Source organism: Microbacterium sp. KRD172 (genome assembly GCF_017168295.1).
Classification (GTDB): Bacteria; Actinomycetota; Actinomycetes; order Actinomycetales; family Microbacteriaceae; genus Microbacterium; species Microbacterium profundi.
Window position 1 is genome coordinate 2478335 of sequence record NZ_JABFAS010000002.1, and the last position, 18897, is coordinate 2497231.

Here is an 18897-nt window from a genome sequence, read left to right on the forward strand (position 1 = left end):
GATCAGGAGTTGCGCCGCGGCACCGGCCAGATCTTCGTGGGCTTGGGTTTCGGATCGTTCGCCTCTGGTTCGTCCGGTTTCGCTGCCGCGTGCGGCCGGCTGCGCGCGTTCCAGGCTGCGAGTGCGGATGCCGCAGCCTCGGTGGCCTTGTCGAGTACATCGGCCGATCGGGTGAAGACCTGCTGCGCGGTGTCCTGCCACACGGGTGCCGCGTTCGGGTCCCGACCGGCGGCGCGCGCCTTCGCCGAATGCTCGGCGACATCGAATGTGCGCTCGAGCTGGGCCACGGCATCTCGATACGTGGCGAATTCCTCGGTCGTGATGCGCTCTCCCGCTGCCGGACGCGACTCCTGGGCGTGGCGTGAGGCTCTGAGGAACGCCGCCGTCGCCTGGTCCTTCGCATCGCTCATGGTGGGGTAGGCGATGAGTTTCGCCGGATCCGTCTCGTAGTCCATCCAGCGTGCGGTGATCGCATCGTGCGCGCGGTGCAGTCGCGCGACCGGATAGCGCTCGCGCTTGGATGCCAGGGGAATCTCCGCCCGCGCCACGTTCATTTGCACGCGGCGCGCGCGCACGTCGGCAGCCGCCGCCCTCGCATCCTGTTCGGCGTGCTTGAGCACGCGTCGGGCGCTCGCGACGTCGGCGGCAGAGGCGCGCGAGGCCGTGCGCTCGGCGACGAGGCGGGCATGCTCCGCACGAGCGAGCTTGACTGCACGTCGCCGTTCGGCGGCCCGGTACTGCGCCTCTTTCAGATCCTCCCTGGCGGCATCGAACGCCAGCCGCCGTCCGCTGGAGCTTCCGCGCCGATGCATCCCCGCAGCCGTCACGGCACCCGCTCCGACAGCGGCGGGCGCGATCCACCACCACTCGGCTGCCAGCATGAGGGGGTCCACTCCTTCATGGTAACCAGCTTGGCACCGCTACGACCCCGTCGCGACAACTTCTGCGGCCGGACTCAACTAGACCAGGGTCTCCTGCCACGCCGCGTGCAGCTGGGCGAACTTGCCCGTGCCGCTGATCAGCGTCTCAGGAGTGTCGTCCTCGATGATCTGCCCGTGCTCCATCACCAGCACGCGGTCGGCGATCGCGACCGTCGACAGGCGGTGCGCGATGATGATGGCCGTACGGTCGGCGAGCAGCGTCTGCAGCGCGTCCTGGATGAGTCGCTCCGACGGGATGTCGAGCGACGCCGTGGCCTCGTCCAGGATCAGCACCGCGGGGTCGGCGAGGAAGGCCCGAGCGAACGAGATCAGCTGGCGCTGTCCTGCCGACACCCGCCCGCCGCGCTTGTTCACATCGCTCGCGTAGCCGTCCGGCAGCGCGGAGATGAACTCGTCAGCCCCGACGGCGCGCGCAGCCGAGCGGATCTCGTCCATCGTGGCATCCGGCTTTCCGAGCGCGATGTTGTCCGCAACCGTCCCGCTGAACAGGTATGCCTCCTGCGTGACCATGACGATCGCGCGACGAAGATCCTTCGGATGCAGCGACCGCAGATCCACGCCGTCGAGCGTGACGCGTCCGAGCGAGGGGTCGTAGAAGCGCGAGATGAGCTTCGCGAGCGTCGACTTGCCCGCGCCGGTGGTGCCTACCAGAGCGATCGTCTGCCCCGCGGGGATGTCGAGTGAGAAGTTCGGAAGGATCGTCTTCTCCCCCGTGTACCCGAATGTGACCTCATCGAAGTTCACGTGTCCGCGCGATTCCCAGAGGTCCACCGGCTTCTCGGGGTCCGGAACCGTCGGCACCTCGTCCAGCACGCCGGAGACCTTCTCCAGTGCCGCCGTCGCGGACTGGTACGAGTTCAGGAACATCGCGATCTCCTGCATCGGAGCGAAGAAGTTCCGCACGTACAGCACGGCAGACAGCAGCACGCCGACGGTCAGCGCCCCGGTCGAGACGCGGATGCCGCCCCAGAGCACGACGATGCCGAGTGTGAAGGCCGCCACGGTCATCAGGCCAGGCTCGAACGTGCCGAACAGCAGCATCGAACGACGGTTCACGTCGCGGTAGTCACCGGCGACCTTCTGGAAGGTTCCGTCATTGCGCGGCTCCTTGCGGAACGCCTTGACGGCGCGGATGCCGGTCATGGTCTCCACGAACTGCACGATGACCCTGGCACTGATGACACGCGATTCGCGGAAGATGACCTGCGAACGCGAGTAGAACCAGCGCATGAGCAGGTACAGCGGGATGAGGGCGATCAGCAGGATCACGCCGGACTGCCAGTCCCACACCACGAGCGCGATGAAGGTGAAGGCGCCGAAAAGCACGCCGGAGACCAGGTTGTTGAGACCGCCGTCGAGCAGCTCGCGGATCGAGTCGAGGTCGCTCGTCTGACGCGAGATGATGCGCCCTGACGTGTACGTCTCATGGAACTCGAGGCTCAGCCGCTGCGTGTGCAGGAAGATCCGCTTGCGCAGATCGATCAGCACCGCCTGCGTGATGCGCGCGGCGATCACGACGTACCAGCCGATCAGCGCTGCTGCAGCACCACCGGCGACCAGGTAGATGAGACCGATGCCGAAGGTCGGCATCCAGTCGGCGTTGTCGATCACTGCGGGCAGTGCCCAGTCGAGGCCGACACCGATGAGGATCGGGCCTGCGACCTGCAGCGCGGTCGAGATCACGAGCACGATCGCCGCGAGCACGATCTGGGCGCGCAGCGGCGTGACGAGAGAGCCGAGCAGTCGCAGCGAGCGCTGGCGGATCGCCTTGCTCTCTTCGCGGGTGTAGTTGGAGCGGTCTTCGCCCTGGGTTCCGGTCAATGCCGCGCTCACGCCTGCACCTCCTCTTCCTCGATGCTCGACGCTTCGACAGGCTCAGCGATCGATCCGTCCACAGCTTGGTCCGCTCCGCTCCTTGAGCCTGTCGAAGGGTTGGCGATCACAGGGATCGCGCCGGTGCGCGCGGCCTCCTCGGCCTCGAGGCTGGAGATCACGTGCCGGTAGTGCGTGCTCGTGCGCAGCAGCTCGGAGTGCGTGCCGACCGCGGTGATGCGGCCTCGTTCGAGCAGCGCGACCCGGTCGGCGAGCGCGACCGTCGACGGACGGTGCGCGACGATCATGGCCGTGGTGTCGGCGAGCACGCGGCGCAGTGCCTCCTCCACGAGGGCCTCGGTGTCGACGTCCAGTGCGGAGAGCGGGTCGTCCAGCACGAGCACCCGGGGGTTGGCGGCGACGGCGCGTGCGAGTGCGAGCCGCTGCCGCTGTCCGCCGGAGAGGCTGAGCCCCTCCTCGCCGATCACCGTCTCCACGCCGTCGGGCAGCGCGTCGACGAAGTTCGCCTGGGCGACGTCGAGGGCCTCGCGCAGCACGCGCTCCCCCTCTTCGCTGTGGATGTCGAGTTCGGCGCGGCCGAGCAGGACGTTCTCGCGGACGGATGCCGAGAACAGCGTGGCGTCCTCGAACGCCATCGCGATGTGACGACGAAGTTCCACGAGGGTCAGGTCGCGCACATCGACACCGTCGAGCGTGACGCGGCCGCCCGTCACGTCGTACAGACGCGTGGGCAGCGTGGTGAGAGTGGTCTTGCCGCTGCCGGTGAGGCCGACGAGCGCCATCGTCTCGCCGGGGCGCAGCACCAGGTCGATGCCGTCGAGCAGATCCCGCTCGGAGGCGCCGGCATCCTGATACCGGAAGTGCGCACCCTCGAAGGCGAGCTCGCCACGGGGCTCGGCGATGTGCACCGGGTGCTCCGGGTCGGTGATGCTGTTCGTCTCGGAGAAGATGTCGAACACGCGATCGGATGCGGTGCGCGCATCCAGCATGAACGAGAACAGGAACCCGATCGACTCGATGGGCCAGCGCAGCACGGTCGCCATCGCGAAGAACGCGAACAGCTCCGGCAGCTCGATCGCGCCCTGCGAGATCAGCCAGATGCCCGACATCAGGCTGAGGCCGAACGCGATCTGCGGCATGAGGTCGAGCCAGAACCAGATGGATCCCACGGCGCGCGCCTTGCTGAGCTCGGTGGTGCGCAGCGACTCGGCCTGCGTGCTGAAACGCGTGAGCGCGTGCTTTCCACGGCCGAAGGCCTTGAGCACGCGGATGCCGTGCACGCTCTCCTCGACGCTGGTGGCGAGGTCGCCGGCCTGATCCTGGCTCTGACGTGCCAGACGGCCGTAGCGCTTCTCGAAGCGGTACCCGGTGATCCACAGCGGGATGGCGGTGACGATGAAGATGGTGCCCAGCAGCCAGTGCCATCGGAACAGCAGCACCGCTCCGATGATGATGGTGAGCAGGTTGACGACGAGCAGAATGAGCCCGAACGCCAGCCACCGGCGGATGAGGCCGATGTCCTGCATCATGCGGCTGAGCAGCTGGCCGGACTGCCAACGGTCGTGGAACGCCACCGGCAGGGTCTGCAGACGCGCGTAGAGCTGGGTGCGCATGCGGTACTCGACCTCGGTGGAAGGTTTCAGGATGAACCAGCGACGAAGCCACACCATGAGCGCTTCACCGAAGCCCAGCACGAGCACGACGACGGCTCCGAGGACGATCAGGCCGATCGAACCGGTGCGGATCGGGCCCTGCACGATCTGCTCGAGCACGAGCGGGATCATCAGGGCGATGACGGCCGCGCCGAGCGCGCTCGCGGCGCCGCCGACGAATCGCCAGACGACGGGTTTCACGAACGGTGCGAGGCGCCAGAGTGCGGCCGGAGCGGACAGCGAAGAGGACTGTTTCTGCGATGACGAGGAAGACATGACTCTCAGACGAGTTTCGATGCGGAAGAGGTGTGAGACGGGCTCGGCCGTGCGGCCTGGAGCCCGGAGGTCGTGATGCGGGGCGGAACGCTATCCGCGGTACACCGGGTTCGAGCCAAGAACGGTGATCTGCGCGACGGCGATCGAAATCATGGTGTCCTCCTCAGGCTCGGCATCGTCGCCCGGTCGGTGCGACAGCCCTCCAGCCTATTGCTGTGAACGAGCTGGGCGCAAGAGTCATTCCCTCTTCGGCGACTTCCGCGCGCCGCAGCGTCAGGCCGCTGCCTCAGGCCGCTGCCTCAGGCCGCTGCCTCAGGCCGCTGCCTCTCTCTCGAGCAGAGACTCCTTCACCGGCAGGCCCCAGGCGAAGCCGCCGAGCGATCCGTCGGTGCGCAGCACGCGGTGGCACGGCACGAACAGCGCCGGCGCGTTGCGTGCGCAGATGGATGCCGCGGCACGCACCGCCTGCGGATTGCCGAGCCCGGCGGCGAAGGACGTGTAGGTCAGCGGTTCGCCGGGCGCGATGCGGCGCAGCGCGTCCCATCCGGCCTGCTGCATCTCGGTGCCGAACTGGCGCACCGGCACGGTGTCTATGGCTGCGAGGTCGCCGTCGTAATACGCGTGGACGGCGGCCGCGGCATCCGTCTCGCCGTCTCTGATGTCAGCCGGGCGCACACGTTCGGAGAGCCTGGCGATGATGGCGTCGGGGTCGGCGGTCCACCCGGAGGCGAGTACGCGCTGGTCGCTGTCGACGAGGAGAGTGAAGGGGCCGTCGGCGGTGTCGATGGTCTGGATGAGAGCGGTCATGAGAGCTCCTTGATGGTTGTCTTCGACTTCTTCGGAATGCGCACGGGAGCCGCGCGCCACAGGTGTGCGGTGAGATAGCTGCGCCAGGGCGCGGTGCGCTCGGCCCAGGCGGTCAGGGGCTTCGGATCGGCGGGGATGCCGGCAGAGGCTGCCCCGGCCCGCACGGCGACGTCTCCGGGGAGGAAGACGTCGGGGTCGCCGATCACACGCATCCGCACATAGTCGGCGGTCCACGGCCCGATTCCCGGCATGGCGAGCAGTGCGGCTCGCTGCGCGGCGCGGTCGTCACCGACCGTGAGCGTGAGGGAGCCGTCGGCGAGCGCCGCGGCGGCGCCGGTGATCGCGCGGATGCGCGCGGCGGGGCCGCGGAGCACGTCGGGGCCGTGCTCGGCGATCGCCGACATGGTCGGGAAGAGGTGTCCCCCGTCGATCTCCTCCCCCAGCTGCTCGGCCAGTGAGGTCAGAGCGGTGCGTGCGGCGACGACCGTGATCTGCTGCCCGACCATCGCGCGGATGAGCATCTCGTGCGGGTCGGCGGATCCGGGGACGCGGATGCCGGGGATGCGTGCGACGAGTGGGGCGAGCTCGGGATGCGCGCTGAGCGCCTCGTCGACACCGAGTGGGTCGGCGTCGAGGTCGAATATCCTGCGCACGGTGGCGACGAGCGGAGCGAGGTCGCCGAGCCGCGTGACCCTGGCGCGCAGATGCAGTCGTTCGTCCTGCTCCTGCCGCACCTCGAACCACACCGCTCCACCGGGCATCCTCAGATGACGGGCGAACGACGTGGCGGTCGCGAGCTCGACCCCGGGCAGAGCGCGCGCGGCCATCCACGAGAAGATGCCTTCGGCGTCGAGCGGAGCACGGTACGCAAGGACGAGATCGATGGCACCGGGAACCTCTTCGCCGACCTCACCGGTCCCGGCTCCTGTCCGGGGAACACGGCGCCGCGCCCTGAGCTCGCCGGGCGTGAGCCCGAACACCTCGCGGATCGTGTCGTTGCACTGGCGGATGCTGGCGAAGCCTGCGGAGAACGTGACATCCGAGATCGGCATGTCGGTGCCGACCAACAGCATCCGCGCGTTGTGCGCACGATGCGCCCTGGCGAGGGCGAGCGGGCCGGCGCCGAGTTCGACGCTGAGCAGCCGCGTCAGGTGCCTGCTCGAGTATCCGAGCCTGGATGCGAGACCGGGCACGCCCTCGCGCTCGACGACCCCGGAGGCGATGAGCCGCATCGCCCTCGCCGCGATGTCGCCACGCAGATTCCAGGCGGACGAGCCGGGGGCGGCTTCGGGAAGGCAGCGCTTGCACGCCCGGTATCCGGCCTCGTGCGCGGCTGCGCTCGTGGGGTAGAAGGTGACGTTCTGCGGCTTCGGGGTGCGAGCGGGGCAGCTCGGTCGGCAGTAGATGCCGGTCGAGCGGACCGCTGTCACGAATTGCCCGTCGAAACGGATGTCACGCGCGCTGATCGCGCGGTACCGTTCGTCGAAGTCGGTGATCGGGGAGCTCATGCCTCTACTCTGACACGCGCCAACGACATCGACTGGCGGAAATCGGACACGACAGTGCGCCGCCCGCGGGAACGGACCTCAGTGGAAGAAGTGCCGCTCGCCCGTGAAGAACATCGTCACGCCCGCGGCCTCTGCCGCGGCGATGACCTCCTCGTCGCGCACGGATCCACCCGGCTGGATGATCGTCTTGACGCCCGCGTCGATCAGGATCTGCGGTCCGTCGGCGAACGGGAAGAAGGCATCGGATGCCGCGACCGATCCCTTGACGCGATCACCGGCGCGCTCCACCGCGAGGCGGCACGAGTCGACACGGTTGACCTGACCCATGCCGATGCCGACCGTGGCCTTGCCCTGCGCGAGCACGATCGCGTTCGACTTCACGGCGCGGCAGGCCTTCCACGCGAAGATGAGGTCCGACATCTCCTCGTCCGCGGGGCGCTCGCCGGTGATGAGCTGCCAGTTGTCCGCCACGGCATCGATCTCGTCGGGGAAGCGGTCGGCGTCCTGCAGGAGGAGGCCACCTGAGACGAGGCGCACGTCCATCTGCTCCTGCTGCCAGTCGTCAGGCAGCTGCAGCACGCGCAGGTTCTTCTTCGCCTTGAAGACCGCCAGCGCCTCCGGCTCGAACGACGGCGCGACGATGACCTCGGTGAAGATGTCCTTGAGGTTCTCGGCCATCTTCAGCGTGACGGTGCCGTTGGTCGCGATCACGCCGCCGTATGCCGACACCGGGTCGCACTCGTGCGCCCGCAGATGCGCGCTGGCGATGGGGTCGAGGGCGTTCGGTGCCGTGGTCGCGATGCCGCACGGGTTCGCGTGCTTCACGATGGCGACCGCAGGCAGCACCATGTCGAAGGCTGCGCGCAGCGCGGCATCCGCGTCGACGTAGTTGTTGTACGACATCTCCTTGCCCTGCAGCTGCACGGCCTGCGCGATGCCGTGGCCGCCGACGCGGGTGTAGATGGCGCCGCGTTGGTGGGCGTTCTCGCCGTAGCGCAGCGTCGACAGGCGCTCCGCCTTGATCGTCAGGTGCTCCGGCAGCTCGCCGCCGTCATTGAGCGTGCCCTCCGCGAACCAGGCGGCGACGGCGGTGTCGTAGGTGGAGGTGTGCGCGAACGCGCGAGCGGCGAGCTCGCGGCGCTGCGAGAGCGTGGTGCCTCCGGCCACGACGGCCTCGATGATCGCGGGGTAGGACTCCGGAGAGACGACGATCGCGACGTTGGCGTGGTTCTTCGCGGCCGCGCGCACCATGGCCGGACCGCCGATGTCGATCTGCTCGACGGCGTCGTCACCGGATGCCCCGGCTGCGACGGCCTCGACGAAGGGGTAGAGGTTCACCACGACGAGTTCGAACGGGTCGATGTCGAGGTCGGCGAGCTGGCGGGCGTGGTCGTCGAGGCGCAGATCGGCGAGCAGACCGCCGTGGATACGGGGGTGCAGCGTCTTCACCCGGCCGTCGAGCATTTCGGCGACGCCGGTGACGGCAGCCACGTCGGTGACCTCGTGACCTGCCTGACGGATCGTCGCTGCGGTTGATCCCGTCGAGACGATCTCGACGCCGGCTTCGGCGAGCGCCGCCGCCAGCTCGAGGAGGTCGGTCTTGTCGCTCACAGAGACGAGCGCGCGCCGGATCGGCACGGTGTCGCGTTCGCGATAGAGGGACGAGTCGTGGCGCGGACCGGCCATGGGAGCTCCTTCGTGCGAGTGTCGTTCGGATGCGGGTCTTCGGATGCGGGTCAGAGGAATTGTCAGGGGGTCAGGGCGAGCTCGCCCGTGGCGATGCGCCGCACGACGTCGATGAGCAGACGCCGCTCCACGGGCTTGATGCGCTCGTGCAGGGTCTGCTCGGTGTCGCCTTCGAGCACCGGGATGCGCTCCTGGGCGAGGATCGGGCCGCTGTCGATGCCGTCGTCGACGACGATGACACTGGCACCGGTCTGCACCGCGCCGGCGGCGAGCGCGTCTCGTACGCCGTGCGCGCCGGGGAACTCCGGCAGGTACGCGGGATGCGTGTTGACGATCCGTGGGCTGTAGCGCGCGACCAGCGAAGCCGGCAGCAACCGCATGAGGCCGCTGAGCACGACGAGGTCGGGGTTCCAGGCCTCGAGCTGACGGCCGAGCTCCTCGCCCCATGCGTCGCGATCGGCGAATGCGCGGAACGGGGCCGTGAAGGTCGGGATGCCGAACTCCTCGGCGTGCGCGAGCCCCTCGGCGTCGCGATCGGCGCCGACCACGACGATCCGCGCGGGGAAATCGGGGCGGCGTGCGGCGTCGAGCAGAGCGCGGAGATTCGAGCCGGTGCCCGAGATGAGAACGGCGACCGTGAGCACCCGGCCAGTCTAGCGGTGCGTGGGAGTGCTGCCGTCCCCGAAGAATCCGTGGTCGTCCAGCGGCGCCGTGTCGTTCGCATCCGGGTCACCGTCCGCGCCGGAGTCGGCGACGGAGCGAGCGGGAAGCCCACCGGCATCCGTCGTCGGCGAGGCGCCCATCTCTTCGACCCAGCGATCGGTGCGCTCTTCTGCGAGCTCGTCGCGATGCCGTGGAGCGAGCAGCAGGATCGATGCTCCGACCAGCACCTCGATGCCGATCGCGAGAGACATCCATCCGGGATGCGGGCCAGTCTCGGCCAGTCTTCCTGGTCCGATGGATCCGGATGCCAGTACCGCGGCGACCGCGGCGACGCCTGCGCTGCACAGCGCGATGCCGACGGTGATCGCCAGACGCGGTGCGAAGGGGCGGGCGACGTCCTCCCACACGAGCCTGGAGCGCACGATCCACCCTGCGAACGCACCGGCGCCGACCGGCAGGAGCACGACGATGAGCATCCAGATCGAGGTGGCCTCGGGCAGCAGGCCGAGCATCGGGATGCCGGGGACGACGCCGAGCTCTGTGCCTGCTGGCGAGACGGCGGTGCCGACGCCCATCGCGATCCCGGGTCCCGCCAGCCAGGCCACGGCCCACACGAGCAACGTCGGCAGGTAGGCGAGGTGGCCGAGCGTGAGCACGGTGACCCCGGTCGCATCGACGCGCGCCGCTTCGAAGAGGGCGACCACCTCTCCCCCGCGCAGCATCACGGCCACAGCGACGGCGAGGCCTGCGACCCCGGTGAGGGCGACGACCACGGCTGCTGTGCCGCGCGCGATCTCTGCGGGGAGCACACCCCAATCACCCCAGCGATCCACGACGTCGTGCAGCCGGTCGATGAGTCCGCCGTCGCCCTCGCGCCAGGCGTACCGCACGGCGCCGCACAGCGCGCCGACGACGTACACGGCTGAAGGCAGAACGATGCCGAGCGCGAACGACGACTGAGCGCCGGCGGTGTGAGCGGTCAGCGCCACGCCGGTCGCGATCAGCGCGAAGATCAGCGATCCGGCGACGACGCCGAGCAGCCACGCTCCCGAGCGTGCGGCCCTGGTGCCGGAACGTGCGGCGAAGAGCAGTGTGAAGATCAGGAATGCCAGCGGTGTGAGCGAGAGCGTGAAGCGCGCAGCATCCGGTGAGATGCCGACGACGACCACCATCTCGTCCGCAATCGTGATGTCGAGCGGCACGCCGTGGCCGAACTGCCAGAGTGTTCCTGCAACGGGCCAGAGCGCGCCCCAATCGGCTGACGCGCCGAACGCGAGCGTCCACAGCAGAGTGAGCGGCGCGAGCAGCACGGCGAGGCCGACGGCGGCCGCGATGGCGGCATCGACCGCGGCGAGGAGCGCGACGAGGAGGCGTTGCATGACTCAACGAGACTACGACGAGAACCTGACTGCCTCACGGTGGCGCGCGCGGCGCCGCGGACACGATATCGTCTCCACGGAGGTCCCCGATGACAACTGCCCCCTCGTCCACCCCGGAGCACACCGCTGAGCCGAAGAGCGCTGAGCCGAAGAACGCGCTCGACCGCTTCTTCGAGATCAGCAGACGCGGCTCCACCATCGGCACCGAGGTGCGCGGCGGCGTCGTGACGTTCGTCACGATGGCGTACATCGTGATCCTCAACCCGATCATCCTCTCGACCCCTGATGTCGACGGCACTGTCCTCGACGGCAGTGCGGTCGCGGCGGCCACGGCGCTGACCGCCGGTGTCATGACGCTGCTGTTCGGCATCATCACCCGGTTGCCGTTCGCCTTCGCAGCGGGACTGGGGATCAACGCGTTCCTGGCGTTCTCGGTGGTCGGATCGGTGACGTGGCCCGAGGCGATGGCACTCGTCATGATCAACGGCGCGATCATCGTGCTGCTCGCCGCCACCGGTCTTCGGAAGATGATCTTCGATGCGGTGCCTGTGCAGCTCAAGCTCGCCATCACCGTGGGCATCGGCTTGTTCATCGCCTTCATCGGCTTCGTGAACGCGGGATTCGTCACCGCGACGGGCAACGCCTCTCCCCCGGTCGATCTGGGTGTCGGAGGATCTGTCGCGAGCCTGCCGACCCTGCTGTTCGTGATCACGCTTCTCCTCGGCGGTGTGCTGATCGCCGTGCGCCTCAAGGGCGCGATCCTCATCGCTCTCGTCGGCGGCACCGTGCTCGCCGCGATCGTGAATCTGATCTGGCCGTTCGGACTCGATTTCGGCTTCGCCGGCGGCATCATGAGCCTGCCCGATCTGAGCCTGATCGGTGCCGTCGATTTCAGTTTCGACTTCACCAAGGTCAGTTTCGTCGCGCTCGTGATGTTCGTGTTCACGCTCGTGTTCTCGAACTTCTTCGACGCCATGGGCACGATGACCGGTCTCGCCAAGGAAGCCGATCTCGCGGATGCGAAGGGCGACTTCCCGCGCATCAAGTCGGCCCTGGTCGTCGAGGGCGTCGGCGCGATCGTCGGTGGTGCGACATCATCGTCGTCGGCGACGGTGTTCGTCGAATCCGGCTCCGGGATCGGAGAGGGCGCCCGCACTGGTCTCGCGACCTCCGTCACCGGCGTGCTGTTCCTGCTTGCCATGTTCTTCACCCCGCTCACCTCCCTGGTGCCAGGGGCTGTCGCTGCGGCCGCCCTGGTGCTGGTCGGCGCGATGATGCTCACGCAGATCAGGCACATCGACTTCGGTGACTTCCGCGTGCTGCTGCCGGTGTTCCTCACCGCGACCGTCATGCCCATGACGTACTCGATCGCCAACGGCATCGGCGCGGGCTTCGTCAGCTGGGTCGTCGTGAACGCGCTCTCCGGTAGGGCCAAGACGATCCACCCGCTGCTATGGATCGTCGCCGCAGGCTTCGTGCTGTTCTTCGCACGCGGACCTATCGAGGCGCTGTTCGGCGTCGGTATCTGACGCTTCGACGTCGAGGGGGCGGATGCTGCGGCATCCGCCCCCTCGACTCACTCCGGTCGGGAATCAGGCGTCGAAGGGTTCGAGCACGAAGATCGCGATCTTCCGATCGGTCTTCTTCTGGTAGTCGTCGTACGCGGGCCACACGGCGGCCGCACGTCGCCACCATTCGTCACGCTCGTCGCCCGACAGCTCGCGAGCGTGGTAGTCGCGCTTAGCGGCACCGTCTTGCAGTTCGACATGCGAGTGTCGGCGCATGTTCTCGCCCCAGCGGGGCTCGTCCGGTGCTCCGCCCTTCGACGCGACGACGGCGTAGCGACCCTCGTGTTCGACGCGCATCAGGGCGGTCTTGCGAAGTGCGCCTGTCTTGGCTCCGACCGTGGTCAAGACGATGATCGGCACGCCCTGCAGCGTGTTCGATTCTTTCCCGTTCGACGCCTCGAACTTCTCGGCCTGACTACGGGCCCAGTCGGATGCGGATGGCTTGTACTCTCCGGTCAATGGCATGATTTCAGCGTACGACACAGCACCACGCCCGCGGGCCCCGTCCGGCATCGTGCCGCGGGGAACTGCCGCAGTTGCAAGAAGGCCCTGAGCCGAAGCTCAGGGCCTTCCACGATCTCAACTCAGCTCAGAGTGATTCGACGATCGCACGCATCAGGTCAGCAGTCTCGGACGGCGTCTTGCCGACCTTGACTCCAGCGGCCTCGAGGGCCTCCTTCTTCGCCTGAGCCGTGCCCGCAGAGCCCGAGACGATGGCGCCGGCGTGGCCCATGGTCTTGCCCTCGGGCGCGGTGAAGCCCGCGACGTAGCCGACGACCGGCTTGGTGACGTGCGCCTTGATGTAGTCGGCCGCGCGCTCTTCGGCGTCGCCGCCGATCTCGCCGATCATGACGATGGCCTTGGTCTCGGGGTCGGCCTCGAACGCTGCGAGAGCGTCGATGTGCGTGGTGCCGATGACCGGGTCGCCGCCGATGCCGATGGCCGTCGAGAAGCCGAGGTCGCGCAGCTCGAACATCATCTGGTAGGTCAGAGTGCCCGACTTGGAGACGAGGCCGATCGGGCCCTTGCCGGTGATGTTCGCCGGGGTGATGCCGACGAGCGCTTCACCGGGGGTGATGATGCCGGGGCAGTTCGGCCCGATGATGCGGGTCTTGTTGTCCTTGCTCTGCGCGTACGCCCACGCCTCGGCCGAGTCGCCGACGGGAACGCCCTCGGTGATGACGACCAGCAGCGGGATCTCGGCGTCGATGGCCTCGATCATGGCGTCCTTCGTGAAGGCACCGGGGACGAAGGCGATCGACACGTCGGCGCCGGTCTCCTTCATGGCCTCTGCGACGGATGCGAAGACGGGCAGTTCGACGGGATTGCCGTCCTTGTCGGTGTGCGAGACGGCGGTGCCGGCCTTGCGGGCGTTGACGCCGCCGACGACCTGGGTGCCGGCCTTGAGCATGAGGGCGGTGTGCTTGGTGCCTTCGCCGCCGGTGATGCCCTGGACGATGACCTTGGAATCCTTGTTCAGGAAGATCGACATTTCTCTAATCCTTTTCCTTAAATCCGGTATCTGAGCTTGTCGAAGATCAGGCGTTCGCCAGCTCGGCGGCCTTGTCGGCGCCCTCGTCCATGGTGGCGGCGAGGGTCACGAGCGGGTGGGCGTATTCGGCGAGGATCGCACGACCCTCTTCGACGCGGTTGCCGTCCAGGCGCACGACGAGCGGCTTGGATGCCGTGTCACCGAGCGTCTCGAGTGCACCCTTGATGCCGTTGGCCACGGCGTCGCACGCGGTGATGCCGCCGAAGACGTTGACGAACACGCTCTTCACCTGCGGGTCGCCGAGAATGACGTCGAGGCCCGCTGCCATGACAGCTGCGGATGCTCCGCCGCCGATGTCGAGGAAGTTCGCGGGCTTCACGCCGTTGTGGTTCTCACCGGCGTAGGCGACGACGTCGAGCGTCGACATGACAAGGCCTGCGCCGTTGCCGATGATGCCGACCTCGCCGTCGAGCTTCACGTAGTTCAGACCCGACTCCTTGGCCTTGGCCTCTAGCGGGTCGGCGGCGTCCTTGTCCTCGAGCGCCTCGTGCTCGGGGTGGCGGATCTCGGAGGCGTTCTCGTCCAGCGTCACCTTGCCGTCGAGCGCGACGATGTCGCCGTCTTCGGTGCGGACCAGCGGGTTGACCTCGACGAGCGTCGCGTCCTCGCCCTTGTAGACCTCGTACAGCTTGACGAAGACGTCGGAGACCTTCTCGATGAGGTCTTCGGGGAAGTTCGCAGCGCGAGCGATCTCGACAGCCTTGTCCTTGTCGATGCCGGTCAGCGGGTTGACCTCGATGCGGGCGAGCGCCTCGGGCTTCTCGACAGCGAGCTGCTCGATCTCCATGCCGCCCTCGACGCTGCACAGCGAGAGGTACGAGCGGTTCGCGCGGTCGAGCAGAACCGAGAAGTAGTACTCCTCGGCGATGCGGGCGCCGGCAGCGACCATGACGCGCTTGACGATGTGCCCCTTGATGTCGAGGCCGAGGATCGCCTTCGCGGCTTCGTACGCCTCATCGGGGTTCTTGGCGACCTTCACGCCACCGGCCTTGCCGCGGCCACCGGTCTTGACCTGCGCCTTGACGACGACCACTCCACCGAGCTTCTCTGCTGCCGCTTTCACCTCCTCGGGGGTGTCCGCGACGATACCGGCGAGGACCGGCACTCCGTACTTCTCGAAAACGTCTCGTGCCTGGTACTCGTACAGATCCACTGTGCTTCCTTCACTGGGTCTCGGTCCGGAAAGTATCTCGATGTCGAGACATCGACCAGTCCTAAAGCCTACTACCTCCGTCTGAGCGCTCCGTCTCACCCGCTCGCCACTCGGATTCGTAGATATCTTCGTTTTTTCTATCCATAACCATTGCGCTAGTCGCATTTTTCAACTAGTCTGGATTCATGGAACCTTGGTTCGACGATGTGGATGACCGGCCGCGTGATGCCGCGTTCTTCGTGGAGTCTGCGCTGGATGATCTGCAGTGTGCGGATGTCGATCTGAATCGGTATGAGGCGCGGCGGTCGGCGAGGATTGCGGATGCTGTCGCTCTGGCGCGCCGCAATCCCCAGGTGTACGTGCATGGGACGGATAAGGATGCGCTGGGCCAGGCGGAGCGTGCGGCGGTGTTCGATATCGCGTTGCGGTTGCGGTGCTCGGAGGAGTACGTGCGTGGGGTGCTTTTCACGGCAGAGCAGGCGATGGCGCATCTTCCGTTGTTGTGGGCGCAGGCCAGGGATGGCTTCGTGTCGATGTATCTGGTCGGTCGCACCGTCGGCGCGCTGGCACGGGTGCGGGCCGATTTCGGTGCATCGGAGGAAGAGCTCGATCTCGAACGTGAGGCGATGCGGTTGATCGATGAGGCGGCGTCGGAGTGGGCGCTGTCGTGTCCGCCGGCGGCCTTCGCTCGCCGGTTGCGGACTCTGGTCGATCGGCTCGACCCGGTCGGCGCGGCCGAGCGTCACGGCCGGAAGGTGCGGGAACGCCGCGTCGTCGTCCAGGAGGATGAGGACGGCATGAGCTGGTTCATGGCGTACATCCCGACGATCGAGGCGATCGCCGCGAAACGCCGTCTGACGTCCGCGGCCAAGCATCTGCAGAAGCATCCGGACGAGTGCCGTACGCGTGATCAGATCCGCGCCGACCTGTGCTCCGAGTGGTTGCGCGGTGTCGGTACCGACAAGGCAGTCAAGACGAAGATCTTCGTCACCATCCCCATCGAACTCCTTGCGGCCGAGCTCGTCGGTCACGGTCCGATCGACCCGCTCACCGCGAAGCAGCTGTTCCTCGATGCGAAGGCGTTTCGCCGGGTGATCATCGACCCCATCCGCAGCGTCGTGGTGGACATGGACCGCCGCTCCCGCCGCGCCACTCAAGCCCAGCGCGAATGGCTCATCCTCCAACACGGCACCTGCGCCAGAGACGGCTGCAACCGCCTCGCCCAAGACGCCGACATCGACCACAAGACCCCATGGGCGAGCGGCGGCAAGACCGACATCGACGAGCTCCGGCCGCTGTGTCCCCGCGACCACGTGCATCGACATCTCACGCGAGCGATCTACCGCAGTCGGCCGGACAATTCGGTTCAGGTCATCACACCGACCGGGCATGAAAGCAAGCCGACACCTCACGCACCCGTCACCGAACCACCGTTCTGAACCCCGCCCGCAAGCCCGACGTGCGCGCCAGCATTAGGCTTCTCGCTATGCATCAGTCCGCAGAGCCGCGCACCGGCGTCGTCGCCGCAGCGCTCGACCTGTTCCGCGCCCAGGGCTTCGACCAGACCTCGGTGGAGCAGATCGCGAAAGCGGCCGGCGTCTCCCGGTCCACCTTCTTCCGCCAGTTCGGCGGCAAGGAGGATGTCGTCTTCACCGACCACGAAGTGCTGCTGGAGGAGGTGCGGGCCTTCCTCGCCGAGGGGCACCGCGATCCATGGGAGGCCGTCTGCCAGGCGTCCCAGCACGTCTTCGCCCACTTCGCCCACGATCCGGAGATCGCCCGCCTGCGCTATCAGGTCGTCCGGCAGGTGCCGGCGCTGCGCGAGCGCGAGATCGTGACCGTGTTCCGCTACGAACGCCTCTTCGACGAGTATCTGCGCAGTGCGCTTCCCGGCATCGATCCGCTTGATGCGGTCGGCTTCGCCGCCCTCGTCACAGCCGTGCACAACCACGTGCTGCGCCAGTTGCTGCGCGGCACGAAGCGCGTCGCCCCCGCTGTGCTGCAGTCCGCGCTCGACGATGTGCGCCGCCGCTACGGAGTTCTCCCCGATGCCGCTGACGAGACCCCGAGCGACATGGTGGTCGCCGTCTTCCCTCGATCGATGCCCATCGCCGAAGTGACGCGCCGGCTGCAGTCCGACCTGAGCTGAGGCACGCCGGCTGCAGTCCGACCTCAGCTGAGGCGGGCCGGCCCCAGGCGCAGCGACCAGGCGGGCGCATCGCACTGCGTCGACAACCGACCCTGCGCCTACGATTCAGTCGCAGCCGCACCCGCCGGATGCATTGCGCACCATGAAGCAGACGTCGCACGTGCCGTAGTCGCGCTCGTTCGTCTTCGTGGGACGCGGCGCGCTGACGGTGGAGGCCGTCTTGCGCGGTGCACGCGCAGCCGGCGCCTTCTCCGCGATGGGTCGGAACTCGCTCGGGTGCGTGACATAGAAGTACGGTGCGCGGCCTTCGCTCGGACGCAGACGCAGCACGGTCGCGCCGACTGTGACCTGCTCGTCTTCGGCGAAGCCGTTGGTGTACGTCTTGCCGATGTGCAGCGGTGTGCCTCCGCCACTGCGGATCGCCTCGATGTAGCGGCCACGATCGATGAAGGACGAGACGCCGACGGCATCCGTGATCGCGGTGATGAACTCGTGATTCTGCGTGTCGATGCGATGCGCGCGAAGCGCCTCGGAGAGGTTGCGGTATGGACGGGACGTGCCGGCGGGGGTGGGCCCCTGTGTTTCATTCATCGTTCTCAGGATCGCACGTCTGGCTGGGAGCACCAGACCAATCTGCGATGGGCGCTCTTCCGCGGTGAGGCGCCTACCGCGAAGATGGAGGCATGCGCTACGAGATCCCTGTTCCGATGCTCGCGAAAGCCGCAGCATCCGTTCCCGACCCGGCGAAGACGAGCGGCGGGATGCTGTTCGAGCCGAAGTGGGACGGCTTCCGCGGTCTCGTCGCCTGGGACGGCGAGACGCTCGAGATCGGCTCGCGCGGCGCGAAGCCGCTCACCCGTTACTTCCCCGAGCTCGTCGAGGCTCTGCCGAAGATCCTCCCCGGACCCTGCCTGCTCGATGGCGAGATCGTCGTCGCGACCGGCGAACCGGGCGCACAGCGCCTCGATTGGGAGGCGCTCAGTCAGCGCATCCACCCCGCCGCCTCGCGCGTGGAGCGTCTCGCCGCCGAGACCCCGGCGATGTTCATCGCGTTCGACCTGCTCGCCGAAGGCGACGAGGATCTGCAGCATAGACCGTTCCGCGAACGCCGGGCACGCCTGGAATCACTGCTCGCACGTGCGCGGCATCCGCTCCAACTCACCCGCACGACCGAAGACCAGGCCATGGCCAGGCAGTGGCTCGCCGAGTTCGAGGGCGCCGGTCTCGACGGCGTCGTCGCCAAGCCCCTCGACCAGCCCTACGCGCCGGGCAAGCGCACGCTGATCAAGATCAAGCACGCCCGCACCGCCGACGTCGTGGCCCTCGGCTATCGCATCCACAAGTCCGGATCCGGCGTGGGTTCGCTGCTCGTCGGCCTGTACGACGAAGGCGGTGCTCTGCGCCGGGTCGGAGGCGTCGCCGCCTGGAGCGACAAGCGCAGACAGGAACTCGTCGACGAACTCGCGCCTCTCGTGGAGCGCGACGAGGACGGTGCTGCGGTGACGGGCGAAGGCGAACGCAGCAGGTTCAGCGGTTCGAAAGACGTGTCATTCGTGCGCCTCCGGCCGGAGCGGGTCCTCGAGGTGCGCTACGACCAGTTGGAGGGTGCCCGTTTCCGGCACACTGTGCAGTTCGAACGGTGGCGTCCTGATCGCGATGCGCGCTCGTGCACGTACGACCAGCTTGACACCGTCGCCGGCTACGACCTCGCCGACGTACTGGCGTGATCA

16 protein-coding genes are annotated in these 18897 nt (G+C 67.7%); 4 read left to right on the forward strand and 12 right to left on the reverse strand.

Annotated features, from left to right (window positions below):
• Window positions 1-2: 2 nt before the first annotated feature.
• From J1M43_RS12325 to J1M43_RS12360, 8 genes are all read right to left on the reverse strand, one after another.
• Entirely contained in the window at window positions 3-893 is an 891-nt protein-coding gene (locus J1M43_RS12325) for a hypothetical protein (protein WP_206476857.1), read from the reverse strand.
• 66 nt (window positions 894-959) lie between these two features.
• A complete protein-coding gene (locus J1M43_RS12330; RefSeq protein WP_033104946.1) occupies window positions 960-2774 on the reverse strand; it encodes an ABC transporter ATP-binding protein in 1815 nt (604 codons plus the stop codon).
• The gene (locus J1M43_RS12335) at window positions 2771-4702 is read right to left on the reverse strand and encodes an ABC transporter ATP-binding protein (protein ID WP_033104947.1); all 1932 of its coding nucleotides are present in this window, start codon (window positions 4700-4702) and stop codon (window positions 2771-2773) included. Before J1M43_RS12335 ends, J1M43_RS12330 begins: the two co-directional genes overlap by 4 nt.
• A 312-nt stretch (window positions 4703-5014) precedes the next feature.
• The gene (locus tag J1M43_RS12340) at window positions 5015-5509 is read right to left on the reverse strand and encodes a methylated-DNA--[protein]-cysteine S-methyltransferase (RefSeq protein WP_206476858.1); all 495 of its coding nucleotides are present in this window, start codon (window positions 5507-5509) and stop codon (window positions 5015-5017) included.
• Window positions 5506-7017, reverse strand: coding sequence for a DNA-3-methyladenine glycosylase 2 family protein (locus J1M43_RS12345; RefSeq protein ID WP_206476859.1), 1512 nt, complete (start codon window positions 7015-7017; stop codon window positions 5506-5508). The genes J1M43_RS12340 and J1M43_RS12345 overlap by 4 nt, the downstream gene beginning before the upstream one ends.
• 78 nt (window positions 7018-7095) lie before the next feature.
• Window positions 7096-8703, reverse strand: coding sequence for a bifunctional phosphoribosylaminoimidazolecarboxamide formyltransferase/IMP cyclohydrolase (purH, locus tag J1M43_RS12350; RefSeq protein ID WP_033104950.1), 1608 nt, complete (start codon window positions 8701-8703; stop codon window positions 7096-7098).
• Between the two features lie 62 nt (window positions 8704-8765).
• Complete coding sequence (gene purN, locus J1M43_RS12355; protein WP_033104951.1) at window positions 8766-9347, reverse strand: phosphoribosylglycinamide formyltransferase; 582 nt, start codon at window positions 9345-9347, stop codon at window positions 8766-8768.
• Between the two features lie 9 nt (window positions 9348-9356).
• Window positions 9357-10745 carry a DUF6350 family protein gene (locus J1M43_RS12360; protein ID WP_206476860.1) on the reverse strand — a complete coding sequence of 463 codons (1389 nt, stop codon included), beginning with the start codon at window positions 10743-10745 and terminating at the stop codon, window positions 9357-9359.
• An 89-nt stretch (window positions 10746-10834) separates the two neighbouring features.
• Here J1M43_RS12360 and J1M43_RS12365 point away from each other — a divergent pair, with 89 nt between their 5' ends.
• On the forward strand, window positions 10835-12274 hold the full coding sequence (locus tag J1M43_RS12365) for an NCS2 family permease (protein WP_206476861.1): 1440 nt from the start codon (window positions 10835-10837) through the stop codon (window positions 12272-12274).
• A gap of 63 nt (window positions 12275-12337) precedes the next feature.
• On the opposite strand, the gene J1M43_RS12370 is transcribed toward J1M43_RS12365, so the two are convergent.
• The 3 genes from J1M43_RS12370 to sucC all read right to left on the reverse strand — a co-directional run bounded on the left by J1M43_RS12370 (window position 12338) and on the right by sucC (window position 15018).
• Window positions 12338-12778, reverse strand: a complete 441-nt coding sequence (locus J1M43_RS12370; protein WP_206476862.1) for a nitroreductase family deazaflavin-dependent oxidoreductase — start codon at window positions 12776-12778, stop codon at window positions 12338-12340.
• 124 nt (window positions 12779-12902) lie between these two features.
• Window positions 12903-13805 (reverse strand): succinate--CoA ligase subunit alpha, encoded by a 903-nt coding sequence (sucD, locus tag J1M43_RS12375; RefSeq protein ID WP_206476863.1) that lies wholly within the window; start codon window positions 13803-13805, stop codon window positions 12903-12905.
• A gap of 46 nt (window positions 13806-13851) precedes the next feature.
• On the reverse strand, window positions 13852-15018 hold the full coding sequence (sucC, locus tag J1M43_RS12380) for an ADP-forming succinate--CoA ligase subunit beta (protein ID WP_188436136.1): 1167 nt from the start codon (window positions 15016-15018) through the stop codon (window positions 13852-13854).
• Between the two features lie 185 nt (window positions 15019-15203).
• On the opposite strand from sucC, the gene J1M43_RS12385 reads away from it, so the two are divergent.
• Window positions 15204-16457: an HNH endonuclease signature motif containing protein gene (locus J1M43_RS12385; protein ID WP_206476864.1), complete on the forward strand. Its 1254-nt coding sequence runs from the start codon at window positions 15204-15206 to the stop codon at window positions 16455-16457.
• Window positions 16458-16504: 47 nt separating this feature from the next.
• The gene (locus J1M43_RS12390) at window positions 16505-17167 is read left to right on the forward strand and encodes a TetR/AcrR family transcriptional regulator (protein ID WP_206476865.1); all 663 of its coding nucleotides are present in this window, start codon (window positions 16505-16507) and stop codon (window positions 17165-17167) included.
• Window positions 17168-17272: 105 nt separating this feature from the next.
• Here the strand turns inward: J1M43_RS12390 and J1M43_RS12395 are convergent, their stop codons facing one another.
• Window positions 17273-17758: a hypothetical protein gene (locus tag J1M43_RS12395; protein WP_033104957.1), complete on the reverse strand. Its 486-nt coding sequence runs from the start codon at window positions 17756-17758 to the stop codon at window positions 17273-17275.
• Window positions 17759-17850: 92 nt separating this feature from the next.
• Here J1M43_RS12395 and J1M43_RS12400 point away from each other — a divergent pair, with 92 nt between their 5' ends.
• The gene (locus tag J1M43_RS12400) at window positions 17851-18894 is read left to right on the forward strand and encodes an ATP-dependent DNA ligase (RefSeq protein ID WP_206476866.1); all 1044 of its coding nucleotides are present in this window, start codon (window positions 17851-17853) and stop codon (window positions 18892-18894) included.
• Window positions 18895-18897 lie beyond the last annotated feature (3 nt).